Source organism: Marinobacter antarcticus (assembly GCF_900142385.1).
Taxonomy (GTDB): Bacteria; Pseudomonadota; Gammaproteobacteria; order Pseudomonadales; family Oleiphilaceae; genus Marinobacter; species Marinobacter antarcticus.
Map to the genome: position 1 here is coordinate 932088 of NZ_FRAQ01000001.1, position 20261 is coordinate 952348.

A 20261-nucleotide genomic window follows, 5' to 3' on the forward strand; every position below is an offset into this window, starting at 1 on the left:
CCGTCAGGGCAGGCCGCGTGTGATCAGAACAGGGTCGCCGCGGCCTTCTACAGCTGCCAGCTCGGCACTGGACAGCCACTCACCGGGGGGCTTGCCCATAACGCTGGCGCAGGCCGCCAGCGTGTGGCCCCAGGAACAGCGATTGGCAAACAGCATGCCGGCCTCGTTCAGCGTACCGCCCTGGTTAATATAACCCAGCACTCTGCTGTGGCCCGGGTCCGGGAAGAGCGGATGCAGGTGCCCACGGAAGATTTCTGGCCGCATGTGAGTCAGCGCAACCCTTCGGTGTAATCGGCTCGGAAACGGGCGTTCCCGCTCAAACTCAGATATACAGCTTTCCGCTTCCAGGGGGTCTCTTGGTTCGCGGAAACGTCCTGGTTCCTGCAAATAGACCAAGCGGAATGATGTCCCGGTCTCGCGCAGGCGTTCACAGGCGCGGATGGCCTCTGACAGCTGGTAGGCGCCGTTGGCAATCAGCAGTATCGGCTCACCCCCGGACGTATCTTCATCAACGACCAGAGCACCATGCCGGGCAAGCGTTTCGGCTTCCCGGGCATCAAAAACACAAGGCCGTTCCCGCTTTGGAATCACCATGCAACTGATTTTTCCCCGCCCGGTAAAGACCGAGGGAAGCACCGCAAGGGTGCTGTTGTAATCGGCGGGAAAGATAACCCGGGACACATCGCTCATTTCCGCCAGCAGGCTTTCACAGAAGGTGGTGTCCTGATGGGACTGTTCGTTTTTCCCGTTTTCCCAGGTGTGAGATGTGGCAATAACCGGCAGTCCAAGCCAGCGGGCAGGACGGCCAGCGGCTTTCTGATGGCGTGCAAAAATAAGCTCCTGCCGGAGGGCGCCGAGCATTTTCACGCAGAAAGCTTCGTAGCTGGCAACCAGATTGAGCCCGGCTTTGTTCGCCAGGCAGGCAGAAACGACCGCCTCCTCGTTCAGCACTGTGATGATCTTTCCGTGTACCGACTCCGATGAGTTTTCGGGGTCGTTTACTCGATGCTTGAGATCTTCCAGAACGCCGTTCAGGCGATTACTGGCAAGTTCGTCGGGGTTGCCCACCCGGGCTCGCAGATCAGGATTTTGCGTGACCAGAGCCCGGAAGAAATTATCCACCGCCAGCATCGGGGAGACCTGGTCGTGACATGCAGCGATGGCTGGTATGACAAGGTCTGGAGGGTTGCGTTTTGCCAGAGGATGGTCACGCTCCAGAGGCCGGGCCTGTTGTTCGTGCTCCTTCAGGCGCAGCACACTGCCGGCAAGCTCGTCCGGAGCGACCCACAAGCGGGATGCGTGTTCCCGGAACAGCTCCCGGGCACGGACGTCCATTCGCGGATTGCCCGGCAACGGCAGGTTGTGAGCGGCGTTAAGCCCTGCCCCATAAAAGCCAAAGCCTTTGACCGTTTCTGCAATGCCGTAGGGGATACGAATCGGGTAGTCCAGTTCGCCGTCAAGGGCGCGGGCGCTCCGGTATTGCAGCGAATGCTCCATTTCTGCCAGTGCGCAGACAAACGCGGCCGGGTCGCGACCATCAAACCGAAATGGATCAAACCCCCGGGCTGCCAGATGCATCTCGAATCGCTCAAGCCCTTCGCGTGTGCCCAGCTCAGTGCGTTGCTCGATACGGCGGCCATTGGCAATCATAACTGGCGTTACCGGCCCGCAGTCAGCTGCCCGCCACCAGCGCGGAACCCAGTCGCCGCCGCGCTGCTCTTCGGCGGCGCCGTCGGAAAGAAATGCCACCAGAGATTCTCCTGGCAACGGCATATGGGCGTATTGAAGCTCGGCAAAGCCCAGATAGCCGCCCTCAATAATACCGCCCGCTGTGTATGGGTTAACGTGGCTGCCCAATGGCGCAGCCATACTACCATCGGGTTTTTGCTGGTAGCTGTAAAAATCCGCTACCATCCGTGATAGCCCGTCTGTTCCTGTGTAACGTGCATGCTGTTCCGGGAGCAAATTGCCAGTTAGCACGTTCAGCGCATCTATGGCTGCTACACAATGCCCTTGGCCCATCAGCCAACTCCGGGTCTGTCCGGTCAGGTTATTGAGTGCCAGGTAGGCCGCGTAAGCAGGCACCATATTCAGTGCACCGCCGGTATGGCCCTCGGGATTGCACTTGAAGTCCCGCGCTGCTAGCTGGGCGCCGGAGCTGTCAACGCGGTTTGCATAGGTCATATGCACAACCAGCCAGAGACCGGCGCTGGTCAGCCGGTCAAGATCTGCAAGCTTGCGATAGACTGTTGCGGTATCAGGTTGGTGGCCGGCAGCAACAAGACGCGAAGCGAGAATGTGTACATGATCGCAAGTAGTTTCGGTATGCTGGATGACGCCGTAGCCTTGGCGCCACAATTCATAGTCGGGGCAAGCCGCTGATGGCGAAATGGGTGATGACATAGTGTGCCTCCACGGCCTGATTATTTTCAACGAGTGTAAGACACGCGGACAACAAGCCGCTTGATGCAGGTCAGTCGGACAGGCTTCCGGCAGCTGTGGTGTGTGAACGTTTTTTAAGGAGAGACTGATGACCGATGACAAACGCCGCCGTTATTCCGCCCCCGTGGTGGACGGTATTGGCAAGTCCGCGAGCCGGGCCATGCTCCGGGCCGTCGGCTTCACCGACGACGATTTCCGCAAACCCCAGATTGGTATTGCATCTACCTGGAGCAATCTGACGCCGTGTAATATGCACATCAATGAGCTGGCGGAGGCTTCTTCGGCCGGAGCCGATGCGGCCGGTGGCAAAGCGTTGATCTTCAATACCATCACCGTTTCCGACGGCATTGCCAATGGCACCCTGGGTATGAAGTACTCCCTGGTTTCCCGGGAAGTCATCGCGGACTCCATAGAAACCGTGGCAGGCTGCGAGGGATTTGATGGACTGGTTGCCATCGGCGGCTGTGACAAGAATATGCCGGGCTGCATGATGGGTTTGGCCCGGCTGAACCGGCCGTCAGTGTTTGTGTATGGCGGCACGATTTTGCCCGGTAAGAATCACACCGATATTGTTTCGGTATTCGAGGCGGTGGGTGCCCATGCCCGCGGAGACCTTGATCTGATCGAAGTAAAACAGATTGAGGAAACGGCCATACCCGGCCCGGGTTCCTGTGGTGGCATGTACACCGCCAATACCATGGCGTCCGCGATCGAAGCCATGGGCATGAGCCTGCCAGGCAGTTCAGCGCAGAATGCAGTTTCCACCAATAAGATGGACGACTGCCGAGCCGCAGGTGCAGCGGTTCTGAACCTTCTTGACAAGGACATCAAGCCCTCGAACATCATGACCCGTGAGGCATTTGAAAATGCCATTGCGGTGGTGATCGCCCTGGGCGGCTCAACCAACGCGGTTCTGCATCTTCTGGCGATGGCCAGCACAGTGGGTGTTGAGCTCAGCCTCGATGACTTCGTCGAGATTGGCAAGCGTGTCCCCGTGCTGGCAGATTTGCGCCCGAGCGGGCATTACATGATGTCGGAACTGGTGGCGATCGGCGGCATTCAGCCCCTGATGAAAATGCTGCTGGAGCGGGGGCTTCTGCATGGGGATTGCCTGACCGTAACCGGGCAGACGCTGGCCGAAAACCTGGCGTCTGTTGCGCCCTATCCGGAGGCCCAGGACATTATTCACGCGTTTGATAACCCCGTTAAAGCGGATAGTCATTTGCGTATTCTCTACGGCAACCTGGCTCCTGAAGGCTCGGTGGCCAAGATTACCGGTAAAGAGGGTACTCACTTTTCCGGTCGCGCTCGGGTATTCCATTCTGAAGAGGAAGCCCAGGAACGGATTATGGACGGCACCGTCGTTGCCGGTGACGTGCTGGTTATTCGTTACGAAGGCCCTAAAGGTGGTCCGGGTATGCGTGAAATGCTGACGCCTACGTCGGCGATCATGGGCAAGGGTCTGGGCAATGATGTGGCACTGATTACTGACGGTCGTTTTTCCGGCGGTAGCCACGGATTTGTGGTTGGCCACATTACTCCCGAAGCTGCAAGCGGTGGCCCCATTGCGCTGGTTGAGGATGGCGATACAATTACCATTGATGCGGTAGCCAACAGCATTGAGCTGGATGTATCAGCGCAGGAGCTGGAACGCCGGCGTGCAGCCTGGGTAGCACCCCAGCCACGCTTTACCCGGGGCGTGCTGGCAAAATACGCCCGCACCGTAAGCTCTGCCTCCACTGGCGCAGTTACCGATCTGCCCTGAAACCGTCAAGATAGAGCGTAATAGATGAATACAAAGAATATGGCGAGGATGGTGTTGTGGCTGGTCTTCAGCCTGCCGATATTGGTTCACGCCCATCAGAAAGATACCGGCAAATCCGATGTTGATATCCAGGGCCCGAACCTGGCGTCTGTCAACGCGGCAGTGGCCTTGGCCGGCAGTAATGATCTGGTATTTGGTAAAAACGCCGATCGCTCCGTGCCTATTGCCTCCATTACCAAAGTGATGACAGCCCTGGTGGTGCTCGAGTCCGGAGCACCGCTGAATGAATGGCTGGTCTTCCAGAAACGTCATACGCCTGCTGCGGCCAATGCCTACAGCCGCATCCGGATTGGCTCGCAGATGCGTCGTGCCGATGTGCTGCGCATTGCGCTGATGTCGTCAGAGAACTTTGCCGCCTACACGCTCGCCCGAAGCCATCCAGGTGGTTTCGATGGGTTTATTGAAGCCATGAACGCCAAGGCAAAAGCCCTTGGCATGACGGGCACCCGCTTTGTGGATCCGACCGGGCTTTCGGCGGAGAATCTCTCAACTGCGGGGGATCTGGTAAGGCTGGTTAATGCGGCCGCAGACTATCCGGAGATTCGGGAGTACACCACAACCGATTATTTTCGTGGTCAGTTCCGCAAGCCCCGGTACAGTTTGTCCTTTGGCAATACCAACGCTCTGGTGCACCGTGAAAGCTGGGGTGTGGGGTTGAGCAAAACCGGCTATCTTTCGGAAGCCGGGCGCTGTCTCGTGATGATTTCCCAAATGAATGGCAAGAGAGTGGTTACGGTTCTTCTGGATTCTCTGGGCACCCGGTCGCCCATGGGGGATGCCGGACGTATCAAGCGCTGGCTGGATACCGGTGCTAGCGGGCAGGTGGCGAAAGCTGCGCGGCAATACGCACAAGAGAAGAATGCTGCCTACAACTCGGCGGCTCACAGCACCACTGCCGCTCTGAATTAAAATGCGCGCGAAATAACGCGCAGCAAGCTGAACAGGGCAGAAACCCCATGATCCGGATCTTTACCACTGGCGGCACCATCGACAAGGTGTATTTTGACGCCAACAGCGAATTTGAAATCGGTGAGTCTTTGGTGCCGGAACTCCTGGCGGAATCCAATATCCACAAGGGTTACCGCCTGCAGGGCCTGTTACGTAAAGACAGCCTGGAGATGACCGATGGGGATCGAGGGCTGGTTCTTGCGGCCGTCACGGCCTGTGACAGTAGCCGTGTTCTGATTACCCACGGCACTGACACGATGGCTGCAACTGCCCAGGCGCTGTCGTCTCTGAATGACAAAACCATTGTTCTTACGGGGGCCATGCAGCCAGCGCGAATGCGTCGCAGCGATGCGGTCTTCAATATTGGTTTTGCGTGGGCGGCTGTTCAGCTTTTGCCGCCCGGAGTCTATATCGCCATGAACGGAGAGGTATTTGAGGCAGGTGCCGTGCGCAAAAACCTGAAAGCCCAGCGTTTCGAACGCACCTAAGGTCAGTCCGCCGAGGCGACTTCCAGGTCTGTCAGCTCCCGGTAAGCTCCGGGCTTCAGTGCCGGGTCGAGAGTAATGTTCCCTATGCTTTGCCGATGCAGAGCTTCCACATGATTGCCTACCGCTGCCAACATGCGTTTGACCTGGTGGTAACGCCCTTCTGAAATCGTTAACTCGATTAGCTTCTGCTCCAGAACCTTTACCTGCGCGGGCTTTGTCGGCTTGCTGTCGTTATGAAGCATAACGCCGGTTTCCAGAGTTTTGATGGCGGAATCTGAAATAGAGGTGCTCAGGTTTATCCGGTAGGTTTTAGGGCAGTCTACTCTGGGTGAAGTGATCCTGTGAGACCATTGCCCGTCGGATGTCAGCAACAGTAAGCCTGTGGTGTCGGCATCCAGCCGGCCGGCAATGTGAAGGTTGCGGGTCAGCTCTGTCGGCAGAAGATCCAACGCTGTGGGGTGATCGCTGTCGCGGGTCGCACTGACGACGCCTGCAGGCTTGTTGAGCATCAGATAGCGCTCACCCTGCAGAGTGAGCTGCCTTCCTTCCAGTAGGACATGAGCGCCGGCTGGCACGTGTTTACCGGTACCTTTCCAGACCTCACCATCTACCTCGACGTTACCGGCATGTACGGCGCGCCTGGCTTCTTTGCGTGAAAGTGATGAGCTCGTGGCAATAAACTGATCAAGACGCATGTTTTTCAGCACTCCTGGCCGACGGCTGGCGTTGCAAGGCTGGCAAGGCAGAGCACGGGAATAGTTCCGGTGGTGCGGGCCCAGAGTAGAGGCAGTGCACCGGTATTTATGGCGGGCCTCGGTCTTCTTCCGCCATCGCCTGGGGTAATTGCGCCATCCTGCTCGTTGGCCAGAACGAAGGTGAAAGGATGCGCCCCTGGTATGCCCAGACGAACGTCGGTAGCGGTGATTTCGCCGTCTGAAGTCTTTTTGTAATCGAGGAAGCCCCGGGTGAACCACTCAAGGCGACGGGTTTCCGGTAATTGCGAGACGGTGCTCGCCAGCTCCGGCTGGCGGGGGAAATATTCAAGTGTTAAGGGGGCGTCGCCATCCAGAAAGCCGGTAACGATTTCTACCCTTTGCTGATCAGTGATCGCGGTGGCGCGCCAGAGAACCGTGTTGAAGGGCATAGGCTGAACGAGGAGTTCGGCGTCAGCGAAGCCGGCTTTGGCGAGTGCGGGCTGTACACGCTCGGTAATGACCTGCTGCGCCACAAACGACCAGCCGAGATACGCGGTGGACAGAAGCAGGCCAGCCGTTATGGCCCGCAGCGCCGGAGGGCGCATTAAAAAGGCGATGCAGCCGGCCAGCAGTGGAAGCGTATACAGCGGGTCGATAATAAAGATACTGCTGATGGCAAGTGGCCTGCCAAGCGGCCAGAAAAGCTGTGTGCCGTAGGTGGTAAAGGTATCCAGTAGCGGGTGCGTCATGAGTATCAACGCGGTGAGTAACAGCCAGCGCGGGAACCCCGGGTCCGGCTTCCAGCGCCAGAGTAGGCCGGCAAGCAGCAGCGACAGAGGTGCAAGCACGAACAGTGAGTGGCTGAATCCACGGTGCTGGGTAAAGTTAGCGACTGCTGTGCCGTAATCAATCAGCACATCAAGATCGGGCAGCGTGGCCAGCAATGCGCCGGTGAGCAGAACTGGTCGCCCGAGAGTTTTGCCTGCCACAAGGCCCGCGATTGAGGCGCCAAGGGCGGCCTGAGTGATTGAGTCCATGAATTCCGCAAAAGTAGAAAGTGATGGTGAGTATTATGCTCGGAATGGGAGTTCAGATCACGGTTAGAAAGAATTGCCAATAAAACAGGTGTTAAAAAAGCTGACACCCCGGGCTTGATGAAAGCGCGGGGTGTCAGCTTTGTACTCTGTGCACTACAGGACTATGGAGTTCCTGTTAGCGCGTCAGCCAATCAGGCTTTGCGGCGACGTGCCATGCCGAGGCCGGCAAGGCCCAGGCCGAGCAGGGCCAGGGTGCCGGGCTCGGGTACAGCTGTTGCAGTTAGTTTAGCCGTCAAGTTGTAGTCACGAACGGTATTTTCGGGAGTGCTGCCGACAGCGTTCAGGCCAAGCAATTCCAGCGAGTATTCGAAGCCGCCGAGAATAAAGCTGGAGCTTGCGACTGAGGCGCCAGTTTGTGTAATCGTGTCGTCAACTGGGGCATTCTCCAAATCTGTGTAGTACCAGCAACCAAAGAAGTAAAAACCACATTCGAGGTTTGTGCCGTTGTCTGCTGTTTCGTCATGAGCAAAGATAAACGTACCTGCCGCTGCTTCTGAACCAAAGCCAAGAGTGATGGCAAGATCCGTCGAAGTGAGGCTTCCAGACCCCGCATCGTTTTGATTATTAGTGTGTCTCAGTGTGCCAAGTTCGAAAGGGGTTTCGTCATTAATGGTCGGGAGTGGTGATGCGCCTATGAATTCATAGCTGCTGCTGTTGTTGCCCCAATCAATCAGGCTTGTGCCGCCGCCGTTGACACCGCTGTTAACGTTCTCGAATGTACCGTCAATCGACGTTACGTTAACCGGAAACGCCGCAACACTCATAGCAGCTGTCAACAGCAGTGCACCAAAGGATCCTTTCGCCAACATCTTCATGGCATAACTCCTAGCTTTAAATAGTGGAACAACACACTCAGTTTGTGTCGCATGTTGTTACCTAAAGCTATTTTCATGCCAACAACAAATAATCATAAATAACAACAGCTTGTGATTGGTTGGTTTTTGGCCTGTAAAGGATTTCGACAGCTACTGTGTTTCACCCACCTCTAGCTTGTCCAGCAATTCCTGCCCAGGAAAGCCATCAGCGATCAGTCCTTCATCATGCTGATACTTGCGGATCGCAGAGCGGGTTGCGGGTCCGGTAATTCCATCCGGCTTGCCGGCATCGTATCCACGTTCATTGAGAGCAGCCTGAAGTTCAAGGACGGTGTCTCTTGAGAGTGCAGGAGTATCCACTGGAGGAGGATTCTGGAGCATCCCGGCACCGGCGATACGATCGGCCAGATGGCCGACAGCGATGGCATAAAACTCCGAACGGTTCCAGCCCATGATCACCTTGAAGTTGTGATACGCCAGAAAGGCAGGCCCTTGATGGCCGGCCGGGACAATCAGTGCAGCGGTAATATCTTCCCGGGCAAGGGGTTTGCCGAAGGCATCGGTAACACCCAGCTCCCGCCATTTGCTCAGTTCAAGGCGCCGGCCGTCGGCCAGAGAGTAGTCAAAGTTCTCAGGCAGCAGGGCCTCCCGGCCCCAGCGATAATCTCCGTCCCAGTTCATGGACTGGAGAAAACGCCCGGCCGACATCATGGCGTCTGGCAGGCTGTTCCAGAGATCTCGGCGCCCATCACCATCGGCATCTACGGCATGCTTCAGGAATACGGTGGGCATGAACTGTACGTGGCCCATGGCGCCGGCCCAGGATCCTTCCATCTGATCTGCCGGTATGGCGCCTTCATCAATAATGCGCAGTGCGGCGATCAGCTGCGTGGTAAAGAAAGTACTGCGGCGGGCATCACAGGCCAGGGTTGTCAGTGAGTCTGGTACCGACATTTTCCCGAAGTAGCTGCCGAAGTTGGTTTCCAGCCCCCAGAAGGCAACGAGATAGGGTGCAGGCACGCCGGTTGCTTCGGTCACCCTTTTCAGCAGCGCGCTGTGTTCTTTGATTAGCTCACGACCCTTGTTCACCCTGTCGTCGTTAACCCGACGGTTCAGGTAGTCTGCAAAGGTGGTGGTGAATTCCGGCTGCCTGCGGTCTAGCTCGATTACCCGGTCTATATGCTGAACCTTCGTCATCACCTCTTGGGCCGTCTTGGCGCTGACTCCGGCCGCAATGGCTTTTTCCTGCAACTGCAGCTTGCACTCTTCAAAGCCGTCGGGTGCTTTAGGAAGGACAGCACTCTCTGCCAGCGCCGGCAGTGCGGAAGTGGCCAGAAGAGCGGATACAGAGAGACGGCACACCATATGCCGTTTAGGCAGAATCCTTGCAAACTTGGTCAGCACGTGGAACCTCGGTCAGGGTAAAAGGTGTGGACGATACCAAGCCCATGGTAGCGTGTTTTACGTTCAGGGAAACACTTTGCGGGGCTGCGAGGAGTGACAGTTCTTTAACCTGTTGGTTCCAGGGTTTTCTGAAGCGCTGTGTATGTCTGTTTTCGTGTTCGAAGTTTGTGGTTTTTTGTAGCTTGCGGGTTTCCCTTGCGGGCCTTTGATCTATAGTTGGGCGATACATTTACAAGAGTTCGACACATGGCAATGCTGAAAGCGCTGGTGGTTGATGACGCCAGTTTTGTGAGAGATCTGGTTAAGCGAACGATACGCCAGCGTTTTCCGGTTATAGAAACCACCGACGCCCAGAATGGCCGCAGGGCGCAGTCGCTTATGTCCCGGACGACATTTGATCTGATTCTGTGTGACTGGGAAATGCCGGAGATGTCCGGCATTGAGTTGCTGCAGTGGATGCGCCAGCAACCTCAATACGAGAAGACCCCTTTCATCATGATTACCAGCCGTGGCGACAAGGATCATGTGATTGAGGCAGTGAAGGAAGGCGCCTCTGAATACCTTGGCAAGCCTTTCAGCCCGGAAGGCCTGAGCAAAAAAATCATCAAGGTGATGGGGAGAACCCTGACAGCGGCCATGGACCGGAGTGGCAAATCCATGGCGGGGCCAACCGATGCGTTCAAGGAGTCGGCTGCTCTGCTTACGCAAAAACGGGAACCCGTGCCCTCCGCGGCCTCCTCACCTCCGTCGCCGGAAGGCTCAAGGCCGGCCGTGACAAAAGGCAGTATGAGCCTGGCCTCGATCCGCTTTGCAGAGAGTACTCTGAAGTCAGTGGTCAAGGATATTAATCTGACGGAAGTGCGAGTGATCGCAAAGCGGGATCAGGTCTTTCCGGGAATCCTGGACCAGGCGGTGGTTGATATAGAAACAGGCGATGGGCAGATGGCGCGGCTAAACGGCTATGTGCACCAGTTGCAGGCGGTAGACAAGCGCCGGGATACTGATTTTGTCAGCGTCACTATCCGGTTTGTGGATGAGGATCCGAAAAAGCTGGAGGACCTTTCCCGCTTTGTAGCCCGCTTCCGGGCCGGCCAGCGCTGAGTTCCATCCCCCATCCGGGAGGAGTTACTCTGCGGGGCCTTCAACCAGCCGTTCCACCGGAAAATGACAGACAAATTCGCTGCCTTCACCAAGTCGGCTGCGTACCTCCAGACTACCATCGTGGTTGATCAGTACGTGCTTTACGATGGCCAGACCCAGACCAGTGCCTCCGGTATCCTTGTGCCGGCTGGGGTCAGCGCGGTAAAAGCGCTCGGTTAACCTGGGAATATGAACCTGATCGATACCGGCGCCTGTATCTTTTACCGACAGGTGTCCACCCAAACTGTTGGTGAACCAGGATACGGTGATACTGCCCCGGGCGGGTGTGTATTTGACGGCGTTGAATATCAGGTTGGAGAAGGCGCTGCGCAGTTGGCTTTCATCGCCCTTCAGCCGATGCGGATCGGAGGCCTCGAAGGAAATCTCATGCTGGTTTTCGCCGCTGAGTGTCCGGGCATCCTGACAGATCTGCCGGATCAGCTTGTTAACGTCCGTTGTTGCATCATTTACTGTCTGCTCACCGGTTTCGATTCTGGATAGCAGAATGAGATCGGTAATCAGAGCCTCCATGCGATAAGACTGGGTGGCCATAGTGTTGACCGCTCGCCGCCATTTGGCCGGGAGCTCATCGGCGTTGTCCACCAGAGTCTCCAGGTAGCCGCTGATTACCGTCAGCGGAGTCCGCATTTCATGGGAAACGTTACTGACGAAATCCCTGCGCATCAGCTCCAGCTGGTGCAGGCGAGTGACATCCTTGGCTACGATGAGGCGATCATCCTCCCCGAACAGGCTAATCTGGATCTGCAAATGGATGTGGGGTTTGGCAGGTGAATGGAGTTCCAGGGGCTCGCGGTAGTCTTTGGCGTCAAAGTAGGATTTGAAGACCGGTGTGCGGATGAGATTATAGATGTATTGCCCTTGATCCGAATTGCGCCGAAACCCGAGAAGATGCTCTGCCGCCCCGTTCCACCATTCCATGGCGCCGCTTGCGTCGGTCATGACGACGCCATCATGCATGGCATTGGTAGATTCCTGTATGCGGTCGATTCTTGCCCGCAGCCGATCCCGGGTTTGCAGATAGTTCTGGTTGAGTTTGTGCAGCTTTTCGAAAAGGTCACCCCACATACCCAGACTCTGGGGCGCTTCATCGGCGGCATCCGGATTTGCCAGCCATTGCCCCAGGCGGCGGGTCTGATTAAGCGTCCACAGAAAATAGATTCCCAGCCCGGCGGTCAGCCCGTAAACCGGATATCCCAGATACAGGCCAACAAGAGTGGTGCCTGCGAGGCCAGCAAGCGTGTAGCGCAGGTTCCGCGACCAGTTTTGCTGCATGAAAGGCTGCCTTGTATTGCTCTTGTGGTTTTTACCGGCCTGTCAGGCGGGCTGGGTAGAGAATCGGTAACCGGCGCCTCTCACTGTCTGAATAAGATAGTCGTGGCGTTCCCCCAGGGCTTTGCGCAGCCGCCGAATGTGCACATCGACGGTACGCTCTTCAACGTAAACGTTGCCGCCCCATACCTGGTCCAGAAGCTGTGAGCGAGTATGCACACGTTCCTGATGCGTCATGAAAAATTGCAGCAGGCGGTACTCTGTAGGCCCTATGTTAAGCGAGCTATCGTTTGCGGTAACGCGATGACTTGAAGGGTCCAGTGTCAGCCCGTCTACATCAATGGGGGCATCGATACCGGGAGGCGTTGCGCGGCGAAGTACGGCTTTCAGGCGGGCGACAAGTTCTCGGGGGCTGAATGGTTTGGTGATGTAATCATCAGCGCCAACTTCCAGGCCACGGATTTTATTGTCTTCCTCGACCTTGGCGGTAAGCATGATGATGGGGATGTCTGCGGTGGTCTCGTCTTTCTTAAGGCGCCTGGCAAGCTCTATGCCACTGGCGCCGGGCAGCATCCAGTCCAGCAGTATGATATCGGGCTGCCTGTCGATAATCAGGGCGTGGGCTTCACGGGCGTCTGCGGCTTCCATGCATTCGTAATCGGCCATCTCCAGCGCGACGGCGATCATTTCGCGGATGGCGGATTCGTCGTCGACAATCAGGACGGTTTTTCCAGACATAATCTATATCCTGTTTCAGACCTTGATTTGTTACTGACCTATTACAACGTCCCAGTGTTACAAGTATATGACAGGCTTGGTCAGGAAAGAATCAGGTCCATAACCAGACCAGTAAAAACAGCAAATCCCGCCCAATTGTTGTTCAGAAATGCCTTGAAACAGCCGTCGCGTTGGCGATCTTTAGCCAGGTACTGGTGGTAGATAAACAGGCCGGCCATGACAACCAGCCCCAGATAATAGAAGGTTCCCAGCTCACTGCGGTGGCCTACGATGATGAGGATGAGTACAACCATGGCCTGAAGTACGCCGATGATGGCAAGGTCCGCGTCGCCGAAGAGGATGGCCGTGGATTTGATGCCGACCTTGAGATCATCGTCGCGATCAACCATGGCATAAAAAGTGTCGTAAGCGACTGTCCAGAGCACGTTGGCGGTGAACAGTAGCCAGGTGACCTGGCTGAGCTCGCCGGCTTCGGCGGCCCATGCCATTGGGATGGCCCAGGAGAAGGCGGCGCCCAGGAACAGCTGGGGCAGGTGGGTGTAGCGTTTGGTGAAGGGGTAGATAAACGCCAGCACGGCTCCGCCAAAGGACAGGTAGAGCGTGAGGGTGTTGGTGAACAGCACCACCATCAGAAACGAGACGATGCACAGGCCGCCAAACAAGGCGACTGCTTCCCAGGGCTTTACCCGGCCGGTGGTCAACGGACGGTCTTTGGTGCGTTCGACGTGCTTGTCCCAGTCCCGGTCGGCAAAGTCATTGATAGCACAACCGGCGGCGCGCATGAAGAAGACGCCCAAGGTAAAGATGACGACATTTCCAATGCCGGGGCTGCCGTCACCGGCAAGCCAGAGGGCCCAGTAGGTAGGCCAGAGCAGGAGCAATGTGCCGATAGGGCGGTTGATGCGCAGCAACTGTGCGTAATCGGCAAGTCGGCTCCGTATGTGTTCTGGCACGGAATCAGGCAGCATGGGTCTATCCGTTTGCGGGTGTTTAAAAAATGTCTGTAAAACGAAAGTGCAGGGATTATAGCCAGTGTGCGGGCAGGGGTGAAAGCCAGAGTGCTTTTCGGCGGCTCGTCAGCTCTGGCGGTAAAGAACCGGTAGCAGGTATTCGCCCACCAGCAGGGCACTTTTTTGGTTTCTGAACAGGGAGCGGCGTGCAATTTCAGGCACGCCGGTTTTCGACAAGCAGCGACTCCGGTGGTTGCAAAGCCCGGTTTCAAGCGGCCCGCGTTGCCAACCCCGGCTGCTGAACAGATAAGCGCCCAGAGGTTTGCTACCAAGATGAATAAGGCGGCGGCCCTCACCTGTCAGACAGGCGAGGGGGATAACCGTGCGTGCGAGAACCCAGGGTTTGCCGTCCCCGCAAAGGCGCACTTCGCGGATCCACGCCTGTTGGCGCAAGGGGATTCCGAGGCGCCTGGCTTCTTCAAGGGTCGGTGCAGCAAAGCCTTCCCGCTGCACTTCCACGTGAAACGAGCTTGCACACTGTTTCTGCAGGGCCCGGGTAAAGGAGCCCTGCACTTGCAGCCATTGCCGTGCCGGGCCATGAACCGCTGGATTGCGGAGCCCGGCCGCGATGAGAGACCGGTACCAATCGGTTGGCGGAATGATCAGGCTGGCGTTGTCTTCGCAGGTATCGATATCAGAGACCTTTGACGGCATAAATCCCAGGCGCATTACGCCAGTAACCTTTGTAATCCATGCCGTAGCCAAACAGGAAGCGGTCTTCAACATTTAGCCCGGTGAAATCCGCTTTGAGGTCAGGGCGGGCTTTGCGGTCATGTTGCTTGTCGACCAGCACGGCTGTCAGCACCTGCTTCGCACCATGAGTCAGGCAGTAATCGGCAATGGCGCACAGGGTTGTGCCTTCATCAAGAATGTCGTCAACAATCAGCACAATGCGATCTTTCATATTGGCTTCAGGTTGAAGTTTCCATTCAAGAATACCGCCAGTTGTTTCCTGCCGATAGCGCGTGGCATGAAGGTATTCCGCCTGCACAGGGAACCTGAGTTGAGGCAGCAGTTGGCCGGTAAAGATCAGCCCGCCGTTCATTACACAAAGCAGCAGGGGGTTGCAGTCTTTTAGGCGGCCGGTAATGTCGTCGGCCAGATTGCGGATAGCAGTCTGCACCTGTTGCTCACCAACCAGGCAATCAGCTTCGGCCATAACCTGATTCATTTCGGCGACGGTATCGCTCATAACGGTCGGTCCTGTCGTAAAACCGGCGATTATACCGGAGAGGGTCGGCGGAGGGGAGGGGGTGCAATACCGACAGTTGGCAGAAAAAGCTTTGTGGGTGCGTCGGCACCGGCATTGGTCAATCCGGGTGTGCCAGTTATCATGGCACAGCAAGGCTTGGAAATTAACCGGTAAGGCGGGCTTCGCTGTCTGTCGGTATAAAAACACTTGTTGAGGTATTGTTCGACAATTAATATGGCGGCCACAAGCGTGTGGCGGAGAGATTGTTTATGAAGAAGTGGCAGTGCGTGGTATGTGGCCTGGTCTATGATGAAGCGGAAGGCTGGCCGGAGGATGGTATTGAGCCTGGAACTGCATGGGACGATGTACCCGAGGACTGGGTCTGCCCCGACTGTGGTGTGGGTAAGGAAGATTTTGAAATGATCGAGATCGGCTGAGCCCGAACGGAGCATGGTTATGACAGAGCAGGCCCCCATCGTTATTGTCGGAACCGGTTTGGCGGGTTATTCCCTGGCCCGGGAAATCCGTAAGCAGGACAAGGAAACCCGGATTGTAATGGTGACCGCTGATGATGGCGTCAGCTACTCCAAGCCCATGCTGTCTACCGGGTTCACCAAAGGCAAGGATGCAGACGGTCTGGCTCAGGCTGCGACTGAAGCCATGGCTGAGCAGCTGAATCTGGAATTGCGCACCTATACAACGGTGACCGGTATAGACGCGGAAGGTCACAGGTTATTGCTGGACGGCGAGAGCCTGTTGTACAGCAAGCTGGTGCTTGCCTGGGGCGCGGACGTCATTCGCCTGACCATGCCGGGTGATGCCCAGGAGCGGGTATTCCCGATCAACGATCTGGAGGATTACCGAGCCTTCCGCAAGGCACTGAAGCCGGGAAGCCGTGTGGCCATTATGGGTGCCGGGCTTATTGGCTGTGAATTTGCGAACGATCTGCGGAATGGCGGCTACGAGGTGGTGGTGATTGCTCCTTCTGATGCCGTCATGCCGAGCCTGCTGCCGCCAGTCGCCGCCAATGCGGTGCAGGCAGAGCTTGAATCACTGGGTGTGCGCTTCCATCTGGAAACGGTGGTTGAACGGATCGAGGCGGCAGAAACGGGTGTAACCCTGCTCCTGGCCAATGGTGAAAAACTTCAGGCGGACCTTGTGATTTCTGCGGTGGGGCTGCGGCCCCGCACGGAGCTGGCCCGCGCCGCCGGAATCGACGCAGGCCGTGGAGTCAAGGTGAACCGGGCACTGGAAACCTCGGTTCAGGATGTCTATGCCTTGGGCGATTGCGCGGAAGTGGACGGTCATGTACTGCTTTATGTTCTGCCTCTGATGGCCTGTGCCCGTGCTCTGGCAAAAACGCTTGTCGGTGAGCGAACCGAAGTGAGCTACGGCACCATGCCGGTGATGATTAAAACTCCTTGTTGCCCGGCTGCTGTCTGCCCGCCCCCGTCAGGTGCTGAAGGTGGCTGGGAAGCTGAGCAGGATGGCACCCATGTAAAAGCCCTGTTCAAAAATGCGGAAGGCGATGTGCTGGGTTTTGCGGTTACTGGCCGATTTGCATTGGAAAAACAGGCGTTGTCCAAAGTCGTACCGCCCATTCATTCTTGAATGCCCTGCCTTCTACGGGCACTTTTCGTTGCGAAAACTCCCCGCTTGGGGTAGAAACTCCTTCGTGTGCTAACGAATCAACAGGAGCAGGCATGCTTGAAGTTACAAAAAAACTGGTGGAGCTGCTGTATCTGTCCCCCAATGGCGATGATCACTATCGGGGCGACAGTCAGGATCTGGGGTTCCCCCATGTATTTGGAGGGCAGGTTCTCGGGCAGGCGCTGATGGCTGCCAGCCACACCGTTGAGGGCCGCCTCTGCCATTCTATGCATGCTTATTTTCTGCGCCCGGGCAACCAGCATATGCCTATCGATTACGAGGTTCAGCGGGTGCGCGATGGTCGGAGCTTTGCGGTTCGCCGGGTAATCGCCCGCCAGGATGGCAAGGAAATTCTGACCGGTTCCATGTCATTTCATGCTACTGAAGAGGGTTTCGAGCACCAGGCTGAGATGCCCGACGCGCCAGACCCTGAAACTCTGCGCTCCGAGCAGGAGTGGGGCAAGTTGATGGCGTCGCAGGTGCCAGAGAAATTGCGGGAGATCATGACCCGTGACCGCCCCATCGAAATTCGCCCGGTTAACCCGATGAACCCGCTTCAGCCTGAAAAGCGCCCGCCCCACAAACAGAGCTGGATTCGCGCTCTCGGGTCGCTGCCGGATGATCCGGTTCTGCACCGCTGCCTGCTTACTTACGCATCGGACTTTTCGTTTCTAGGGACATCCCTCAATCCCCATGGTGTGTCCTTTATGAACAAGGGGCTACAGATCGCAAGCCTTGATCATGCTATCTGGTTCCACCGGGATTTCCGCATGGAGGACTGGCTGCTTTATGACAAAGACAGCCCAAGTGCTTCTTCCGGCCGTGGCTTTAATCGTGGCAATTTTTTCAATCAGGATGGCGTTCTGGTGGCGTCTACAACACAGGAAGCGCTTATTCGCCAGCGCTGACGGCTCTTATCCCGGCGCGCGCTGCATGGAGGCCGCTTCGTGCCTGTCGGTGAGCCAGGTAAGCATTTTTTCAAGCGGCAGAGGGCGGCTCAGCAGATAGCCCTGAATCATGTCGCACCCCATCCCCTTCAGCAGGTTCGCAGTTGCCTCATCTTCCACGCCTTCCGCAACAACCAGGTAGCCCAGGCTGTGACACATGTCGATGGTGGTCTGGACAATAACCCTGTCTTCCTCACGGGTGGCCAGATCTGTGATGAGCGAACGGTCGATCTTGATTTCACTGGCGGGCAACTGTTTGATGTAAGAGAGCGATGAGTAACCGGACCCGAAGTCGTCAATGGAAACCGGAATGCCCGCATTTGTCAGTGAGTTAAGCGCTTTTAAAGCGTTGACAGGATCTTGCATCATCGATGTTTCGGTAATCTCAAAGATGATAGCGCCTCCGTGCTGTGGGTGAGCGCTCATTAGTCGTTTCACGAACAGTGGGAAATCCGGTTCCCGAAGGTTATTGGGAGAGATGTTTACCGAGAGTTTGAAACGTTGCCCATTCTCCAGAAGACAGTTTCTGAGCTGCAGGGACTGCTCCAGTGCCCAGCGGGTCAGTGGTTTGATCAGACCTGTCTGCTCTGCCAGCATGATGATTTCATCAGCCCCCACGGACGGGTTGCGTTCCGGCCAGCGTATAAGTGCCTCCAGCCCCGCAATTTGTCCGGTTGCGAGATTCAGTTTCGGTTGCAGGTAGAGCTTGAGCTCATTATTTGCAAGAGCTTTTTGCAACTCTGATGCCATCGTAAGTCTGCCAGCGCTGAAGGAGTCTCTGGAAAGCTTGTAATAAGCGATTCCGCGCTCTTGCGCGCGATCTGAGCCCTCCGCTATAACGGCCCTGCGAATCAATGATGTGGCATCAGCGCCATGAATCGGCGAGACAGCGACGCCAAGCTGGGCGTTTAGTGGAACCTGCATGCCAAGATAATCAATCGGGCTACGAATGGCTTCCAGCGCAGATAAAACAGATCTGCGTGCGTTTTCTGAAATACTTGCATCTACCACGCAGGCAAAGGTCTCCGGATCGAGACAGGCTACGAAAAAATTGCGCCCGTTATGTTGCCCCAGGGAAATGATGCCAGGAAGCTCGCGTGTGATTGCATTCAGGCTCCTTGCAGCCAGTTCGAGTATTCGGTCGCTGTTCTGGTGCCCCAGAGTTTTGGTCACAGACTTCAGGTTGTTCAGGTGAATTACGACAATGCCGTGCCGCGTGTCCGGCGCCTGACGAATCAGATCGTTCGCCTGCATTTCGAAACTGGCGCGATTGGGCAGGCCGGTAAGCGAGTTGTGCAGGGCGCTCTCAATCAGTTTGAGTTCAGCTGAACGCCTTGCTGTCATGGCAGCAAGCTCTGCTTCGCGGGCTTTTACCTTGTCCTGACGCTCTTGGTACAGCCGCGCTGCCAGGGCCAGAGCCAGCAGTATTGCCTCAAGCGCAGAGCCAATCTCCATGCCGTAAGTGGTAATGAAGTTGTTGGGAAGCAGTCCGTACTTGTTGGCGGCGGTAATGGCGCTACCAAGGGAAAGCGCCCCAGAGGCTATGGTGTAATAACCGGCTTGAGGGTTCCTTCGCACCCATTGCAGAGGGCCGATTATAGTGAGCAGCAGGGTGCTTGGAATGGCTATGGCGACGGTTAGCCTGATGGCGCTGTTGTAATCAATGAGGCCCGTGATTATTACCATGGCTGCGTTCAGCGTAACGAAACCAAGCACAATGCGGTTGAGCAAGGGGCCGGTTTGTTTGAGTCTGAGAAAGGATCGCGAGAACAGTAGGGTAAACATTACTGCAAGTGGCACGGTGAACAGTGTGGCTCGGTTTTGCAGCTCTGGGTTTCCTGGCCAGATCAAATGGAATGCGGTGCCGTTCAGATTACCAATCAATAACAGGTAGCCGAGCGTAGAGAGCACATAGAGTAGGTAAACGTGTTCGCGAAGCGCGATAAAGACGAAAAGGTTGAAGAATATAACGCTGATCAATATGCCGTAATAAACGGCGTGCAGCTGCTCTTCAACGGAGGCGTGTTCAAAAAAAGCCTGTGTGTTCCAAAGAACCATCGGAACCTGCAAGGTGCCGGTGGTGCGAACCTCCAGAAGGATCTGCCGGTTATCGCTGGTCTCTGAGCTGAAAGGGAACAGAAAGTGGCGATTAAGAATAGGTCGTTGGGTAAACGGATAGCGATCCCCGGTAGTAAATGTCTCGGCAAGTTCGCCATTCGCAATAAGATAAAACGCGATGTGATCCAGTTGCGAGTAGGTAATTTCAAGCAAATCAATCTGGCTTTCGGCGGGAACGTCAAAGCGGAACCAGGTAGTATCTCGGCTATAACCAAAATTCGGACTGCTGTTTTCAAGAGTCTGCCAGTCGCCGGAGGCAGCTGCTTCGTCCAGAGATAACTGCGCGCCCGGCGGCACGCGCAGAAGCTCGACACTGGGGAAACGGAATTTCTCGTCGCCCTGGCAGCTGAAGGCCAGAGGCAGAAGCAGTATCAGTGCTGCCAGAGCGCGAGACCATTGGAGCTTTGTCACTGTTCACCGTCGTTGTTATTCGAATCAGTAAGGGCTGCAGGCAATAGCGAC

General features: G+C 56.3%; 18 protein-coding genes. 7 read left to right on the forward strand and 11 right to left on the reverse strand.

Going from position 1 to position 20261, the window contains the following annotated elements; genetic code table 11:
- Positions 1 to 3: 3 nt before the first annotated feature.
- The gene (locus tag BUA49_RS04355; RefSeq protein ID WP_072795826.1) at positions 4 to 2403 is read right to left on the reverse strand and encodes a phosphoketolase family protein; all 2400 of its coding nucleotides are present in this window, start codon (positions 2401 to 2403) and stop codon (positions 4 to 6) included.
- A 127-nt stretch (positions 2404 to 2530) separates the two neighbouring features.
- Between BUA49_RS04355 and ilvD the strand changes: the two genes are divergently transcribed.
- From ilvD to BUA49_RS04370, 3 genes are read left to right on the forward strand one after another with little or no spacing between them, the layout of a single operon-like run.
- Positions 2531 to 4207 carry a dihydroxy-acid dehydratase gene (gene ilvD, locus BUA49_RS04360; protein WP_072795828.1) on the forward strand — a complete coding sequence of 559 codons (1677 nt, stop codon included), beginning with the start codon at positions 2531 to 2533 and terminating at the stop codon, positions 4205 to 4207.
- Between the two features lie 24 nt (positions 4208 to 4231).
- Entirely contained in the window at positions 4232 to 5176 is a 945-nt protein-coding gene (pbpG, locus tag BUA49_RS04365; RefSeq protein ID WP_084063488.1) for a D-alanyl-D-alanine endopeptidase, read from the forward strand.
- 47 nt (positions 5177 to 5223) lie between these two features.
- Entirely contained in the window at positions 5224 to 5703 is a 480-nt protein-coding gene (locus BUA49_RS04370) for an asparaginase domain-containing protein (protein ID WP_072795832.1), read from the forward strand.
- Positions 5704 to 5705: 2 nt separating this feature from the next.
- Here the strand turns inward: BUA49_RS04370 and BUA49_RS04375 are convergent, their stop codons facing one another.
- The 4 genes from BUA49_RS04375 to BUA49_RS04390 all read right to left on the reverse strand — a co-directional run bounded on the left by BUA49_RS04375 (position 5706) and on the right by BUA49_RS04390 (position 9714).
- A complete protein-coding gene (locus tag BUA49_RS04375) occupies positions 5706 to 6398 on the reverse strand; it encodes a pseudouridine synthase (protein WP_072795834.1) in 693 nt (230 codons plus the stop codon).
- A gap of 5 nt (positions 6399 to 6403) precedes the next feature.
- Positions 6404 to 7435 carry a metal-dependent hydrolase gene (locus BUA49_RS04380; RefSeq protein ID WP_072795836.1) on the reverse strand — a complete coding sequence of 344 codons (1032 nt, stop codon included), beginning with the start codon at positions 7433 to 7435 and terminating at the stop codon, positions 6404 to 6406.
- A gap of 191 nt (positions 7436 to 7626) precedes the next feature.
- Positions 7627 to 8310, reverse strand: a complete 684-nt coding sequence (locus BUA49_RS17850; RefSeq protein WP_217650397.1) for a THxN family PEP-CTERM protein — start codon at positions 8308 to 8310, stop codon at positions 7627 to 7629.
- 150 nt (positions 8311 to 8460) lie between these two features.
- Positions 8461 to 9714, reverse strand: coding sequence for a lytic murein transglycosylase (locus BUA49_RS04390; RefSeq protein WP_072795838.1), 1254 nt, complete (start codon positions 9712 to 9714; stop codon positions 8461 to 8463).
- Between the two features lie 246 nt (positions 9715 to 9960).
- Between BUA49_RS04390 and BUA49_RS04395 the strand changes: the two genes are divergently transcribed.
- The gene (locus BUA49_RS04395; protein ID WP_072795839.1) at positions 9961 to 10815 is read left to right on the forward strand and encodes a response regulator; all 855 of its coding nucleotides are present in this window, start codon (positions 9961 to 9963) and stop codon (positions 10813 to 10815) included.
- Positions 10816 to 10839: 24 nt separating this feature from the next.
- On the opposite strand, the gene phoR is transcribed toward BUA49_RS04395, so the two are convergent.
- The 5 genes from phoR to BUA49_RS04420 all read right to left on the reverse strand — a co-directional run bounded on the left by phoR (position 10840) and on the right by BUA49_RS04420 (position 15084).
- The gene (gene phoR / locus BUA49_RS04400) at positions 10840 to 12147 is read right to left on the reverse strand and encodes a phosphate regulon sensor histidine kinase PhoR (protein WP_072795841.1); all 1308 of its coding nucleotides are present in this window, start codon (positions 12145 to 12147) and stop codon (positions 10840 to 10842) included.
- A 42-nt stretch (positions 12148 to 12189) separates the two neighbouring features.
- Positions 12190 to 12882 (reverse strand): phosphate regulon transcriptional regulator PhoB, encoded by a 693-nt coding sequence (gene phoB / locus BUA49_RS04405; protein WP_072795843.1) that lies wholly within the window; start codon positions 12880 to 12882, stop codon positions 12190 to 12192.
- 80 nt (positions 12883 to 12962) lie between these two features.
- Positions 12963 to 13850 (reverse strand): 4-hydroxybenzoate octaprenyltransferase, encoded by an 888-nt coding sequence (ubiA, locus tag BUA49_RS04410; RefSeq protein ID WP_072795845.1) that lies wholly within the window; start codon positions 13848 to 13850, stop codon positions 12963 to 12965.
- A 108-nt stretch (positions 13851 to 13958) separates the two neighbouring features.
- Positions 13959 to 14546 (reverse strand): chorismate--pyruvate lyase family protein, encoded by a 588-nt coding sequence (locus tag BUA49_RS04415; RefSeq protein ID WP_072797652.1) that lies wholly within the window; start codon positions 14544 to 14546, stop codon positions 13959 to 13961.
- Positions 14527 to 15084 (reverse strand): hypoxanthine-guanine phosphoribosyltransferase, encoded by a 558-nt coding sequence (locus BUA49_RS04420; RefSeq protein ID WP_072795846.1) that lies wholly within the window; start codon positions 15082 to 15084, stop codon positions 14527 to 14529. The genes BUA49_RS04415 and BUA49_RS04420 overlap by 20 nt, the downstream gene beginning before the upstream one ends.
- Positions 15085 to 15353: 269 nt before the next feature.
- On the opposite strand from BUA49_RS04420, the gene rd reads away from it, so the two are divergent.
- The 3 genes from rd (at position 15354) to tesB (ending at position 17642) form a co-directional block, all read left to right on the forward strand.
- Positions 15354 to 15521, forward strand: coding sequence for a rubredoxin (gene rd, locus BUA49_RS04425; RefSeq protein ID WP_072795848.1), 168 nt, complete (start codon positions 15354 to 15356; stop codon positions 15519 to 15521).
- Positions 15522 to 15540: 19 nt separating this feature from the next.
- Complete coding sequence (locus BUA49_RS04430) at positions 15541 to 16695, forward strand: NAD(P)/FAD-dependent oxidoreductase (RefSeq protein WP_072795850.1); 1155 nt, start codon at positions 15541 to 15543, stop codon at positions 16693 to 16695.
- A gap of 92 nt (positions 16696 to 16787) precedes the next feature.
- A complete protein-coding gene (tesB, locus tag BUA49_RS04435) occupies positions 16788 to 17642 on the forward strand; it encodes an acyl-CoA thioesterase II (protein ID WP_072795853.1) in 855 nt (284 codons plus the stop codon).
- A 6-nt stretch (positions 17643 to 17648) separates the two neighbouring features.
- Here the strand turns inward: tesB and BUA49_RS04440 are convergent, their stop codons facing one another.
- The gene (locus BUA49_RS04440; RefSeq protein ID WP_072795855.1) at positions 17649 to 20210 is read right to left on the reverse strand and encodes an EAL domain-containing protein; all 2562 of its coding nucleotides are present in this window, start codon (positions 20208 to 20210) and stop codon (positions 17649 to 17651) included.
- Between the last annotated feature and the right edge of the window lie 51 nt (positions 20211 to 20261).

Bases quoted from the DNA above. Each gene is read 5' to 3' on its own strand.
- rd (WP_072795848.1), top strand. From the start codon at position 15,354: ATGAAGAAGTGGCAGTGCGTGGTATGTGGCCTGGTCTATGATGAAGCG.
- tesB (WP_072795853.1), top strand. From the start codon at position 16,788: ATGCTTGAAGTTACAAAAAAACTGGTGGAGCTGCTGTATCTGTCCCCC.
- BUA49_RS04430 (WP_072795850.1), top strand. From the start codon at position 15,541: ATGACAGAGCAGGCCCCCATCGTTATTGTCGGAACCGGTTTGGCGGGT.
- BUA49_RS04355 (WP_072795826.1), bottom strand. From the start codon at position 2,403: ATGTCATCACCCATTTCGCCATCAGCGGCTTGCCCCGACTATGAATTG.
- phoR (WP_072795841.1), bottom strand. From the start codon at position 12,147: ATGCAGCAAAACTGGTCGCGGAACCTGCGCTACACGCTTGCTGGCCTC.
- BUA49_RS04375 (WP_072795834.1), bottom strand. From the start codon at position 6,398: ATGCGTCTTGATCAGTTTATTGCCACGAGCTCATCACTTTCACGCAAA.
- BUA49_RS04370 (WP_072795832.1), top strand. From the start codon at position 5,224: ATGATCCGGATCTTTACCACTGGCGGCACCATCGACAAGGTGTATTTT.
- BUA49_RS04395 (WP_072795839.1), top strand. From the start codon at position 9,961: ATGGCAATGCTGAAAGCGCTGGTGGTTGATGACGCCAGTTTTGTGAGA.
- BUA49_RS17850 (WP_217650397.1), bottom strand. From the start codon at position 8,310: ATGAAGATGTTGGCGAAAGGATCCTTTGGTGCACTGCTGTTGACAGCT.
- ubiA (WP_072795845.1), bottom strand. From the start codon at position 13,850: ATGCTGCCTGATTCCGTGCCAGAACACATACGGAGCCGACTTGCCGAT.
- BUA49_RS04380 (WP_072795836.1), bottom strand. From the start codon at position 7,435: ATGGACTCAATCACTCAGGCCGCCCTTGGCGCCTCAATCGCGGGCCTT.
- pbpG (WP_084063488.1), top strand. From the start codon at position 4,232: ATGAATACAAAGAATATGGCGAGGATGGTGTTGTGGCTGGTCTTCAGC.
- ilvD (WP_072795828.1), top strand. From the start codon at position 2,531: ATGACCGATGACAAACGCCGCCGTTATTCCGCCCCCGTGGTGGACGGT.
- phoB (WP_072795843.1), bottom strand. From the start codon at position 12,882: ATGTCTGGAAAAACCGTCCTGATTGTCGACGACGAATCCGCCATCCGC.
- BUA49_RS04415 (WP_072797652.1), bottom strand. From the start codon at position 14,546: ATGCCGTCAAAGGTCTCTGATATCGATACCTGCGAAGACAACGCCAGC.
- BUA49_RS04420 (WP_072795846.1), bottom strand. From the start codon at position 15,084: ATGAGCGATACCGTCGCCGAAATGAATCAGGTTATGGCCGAAGCTGAT.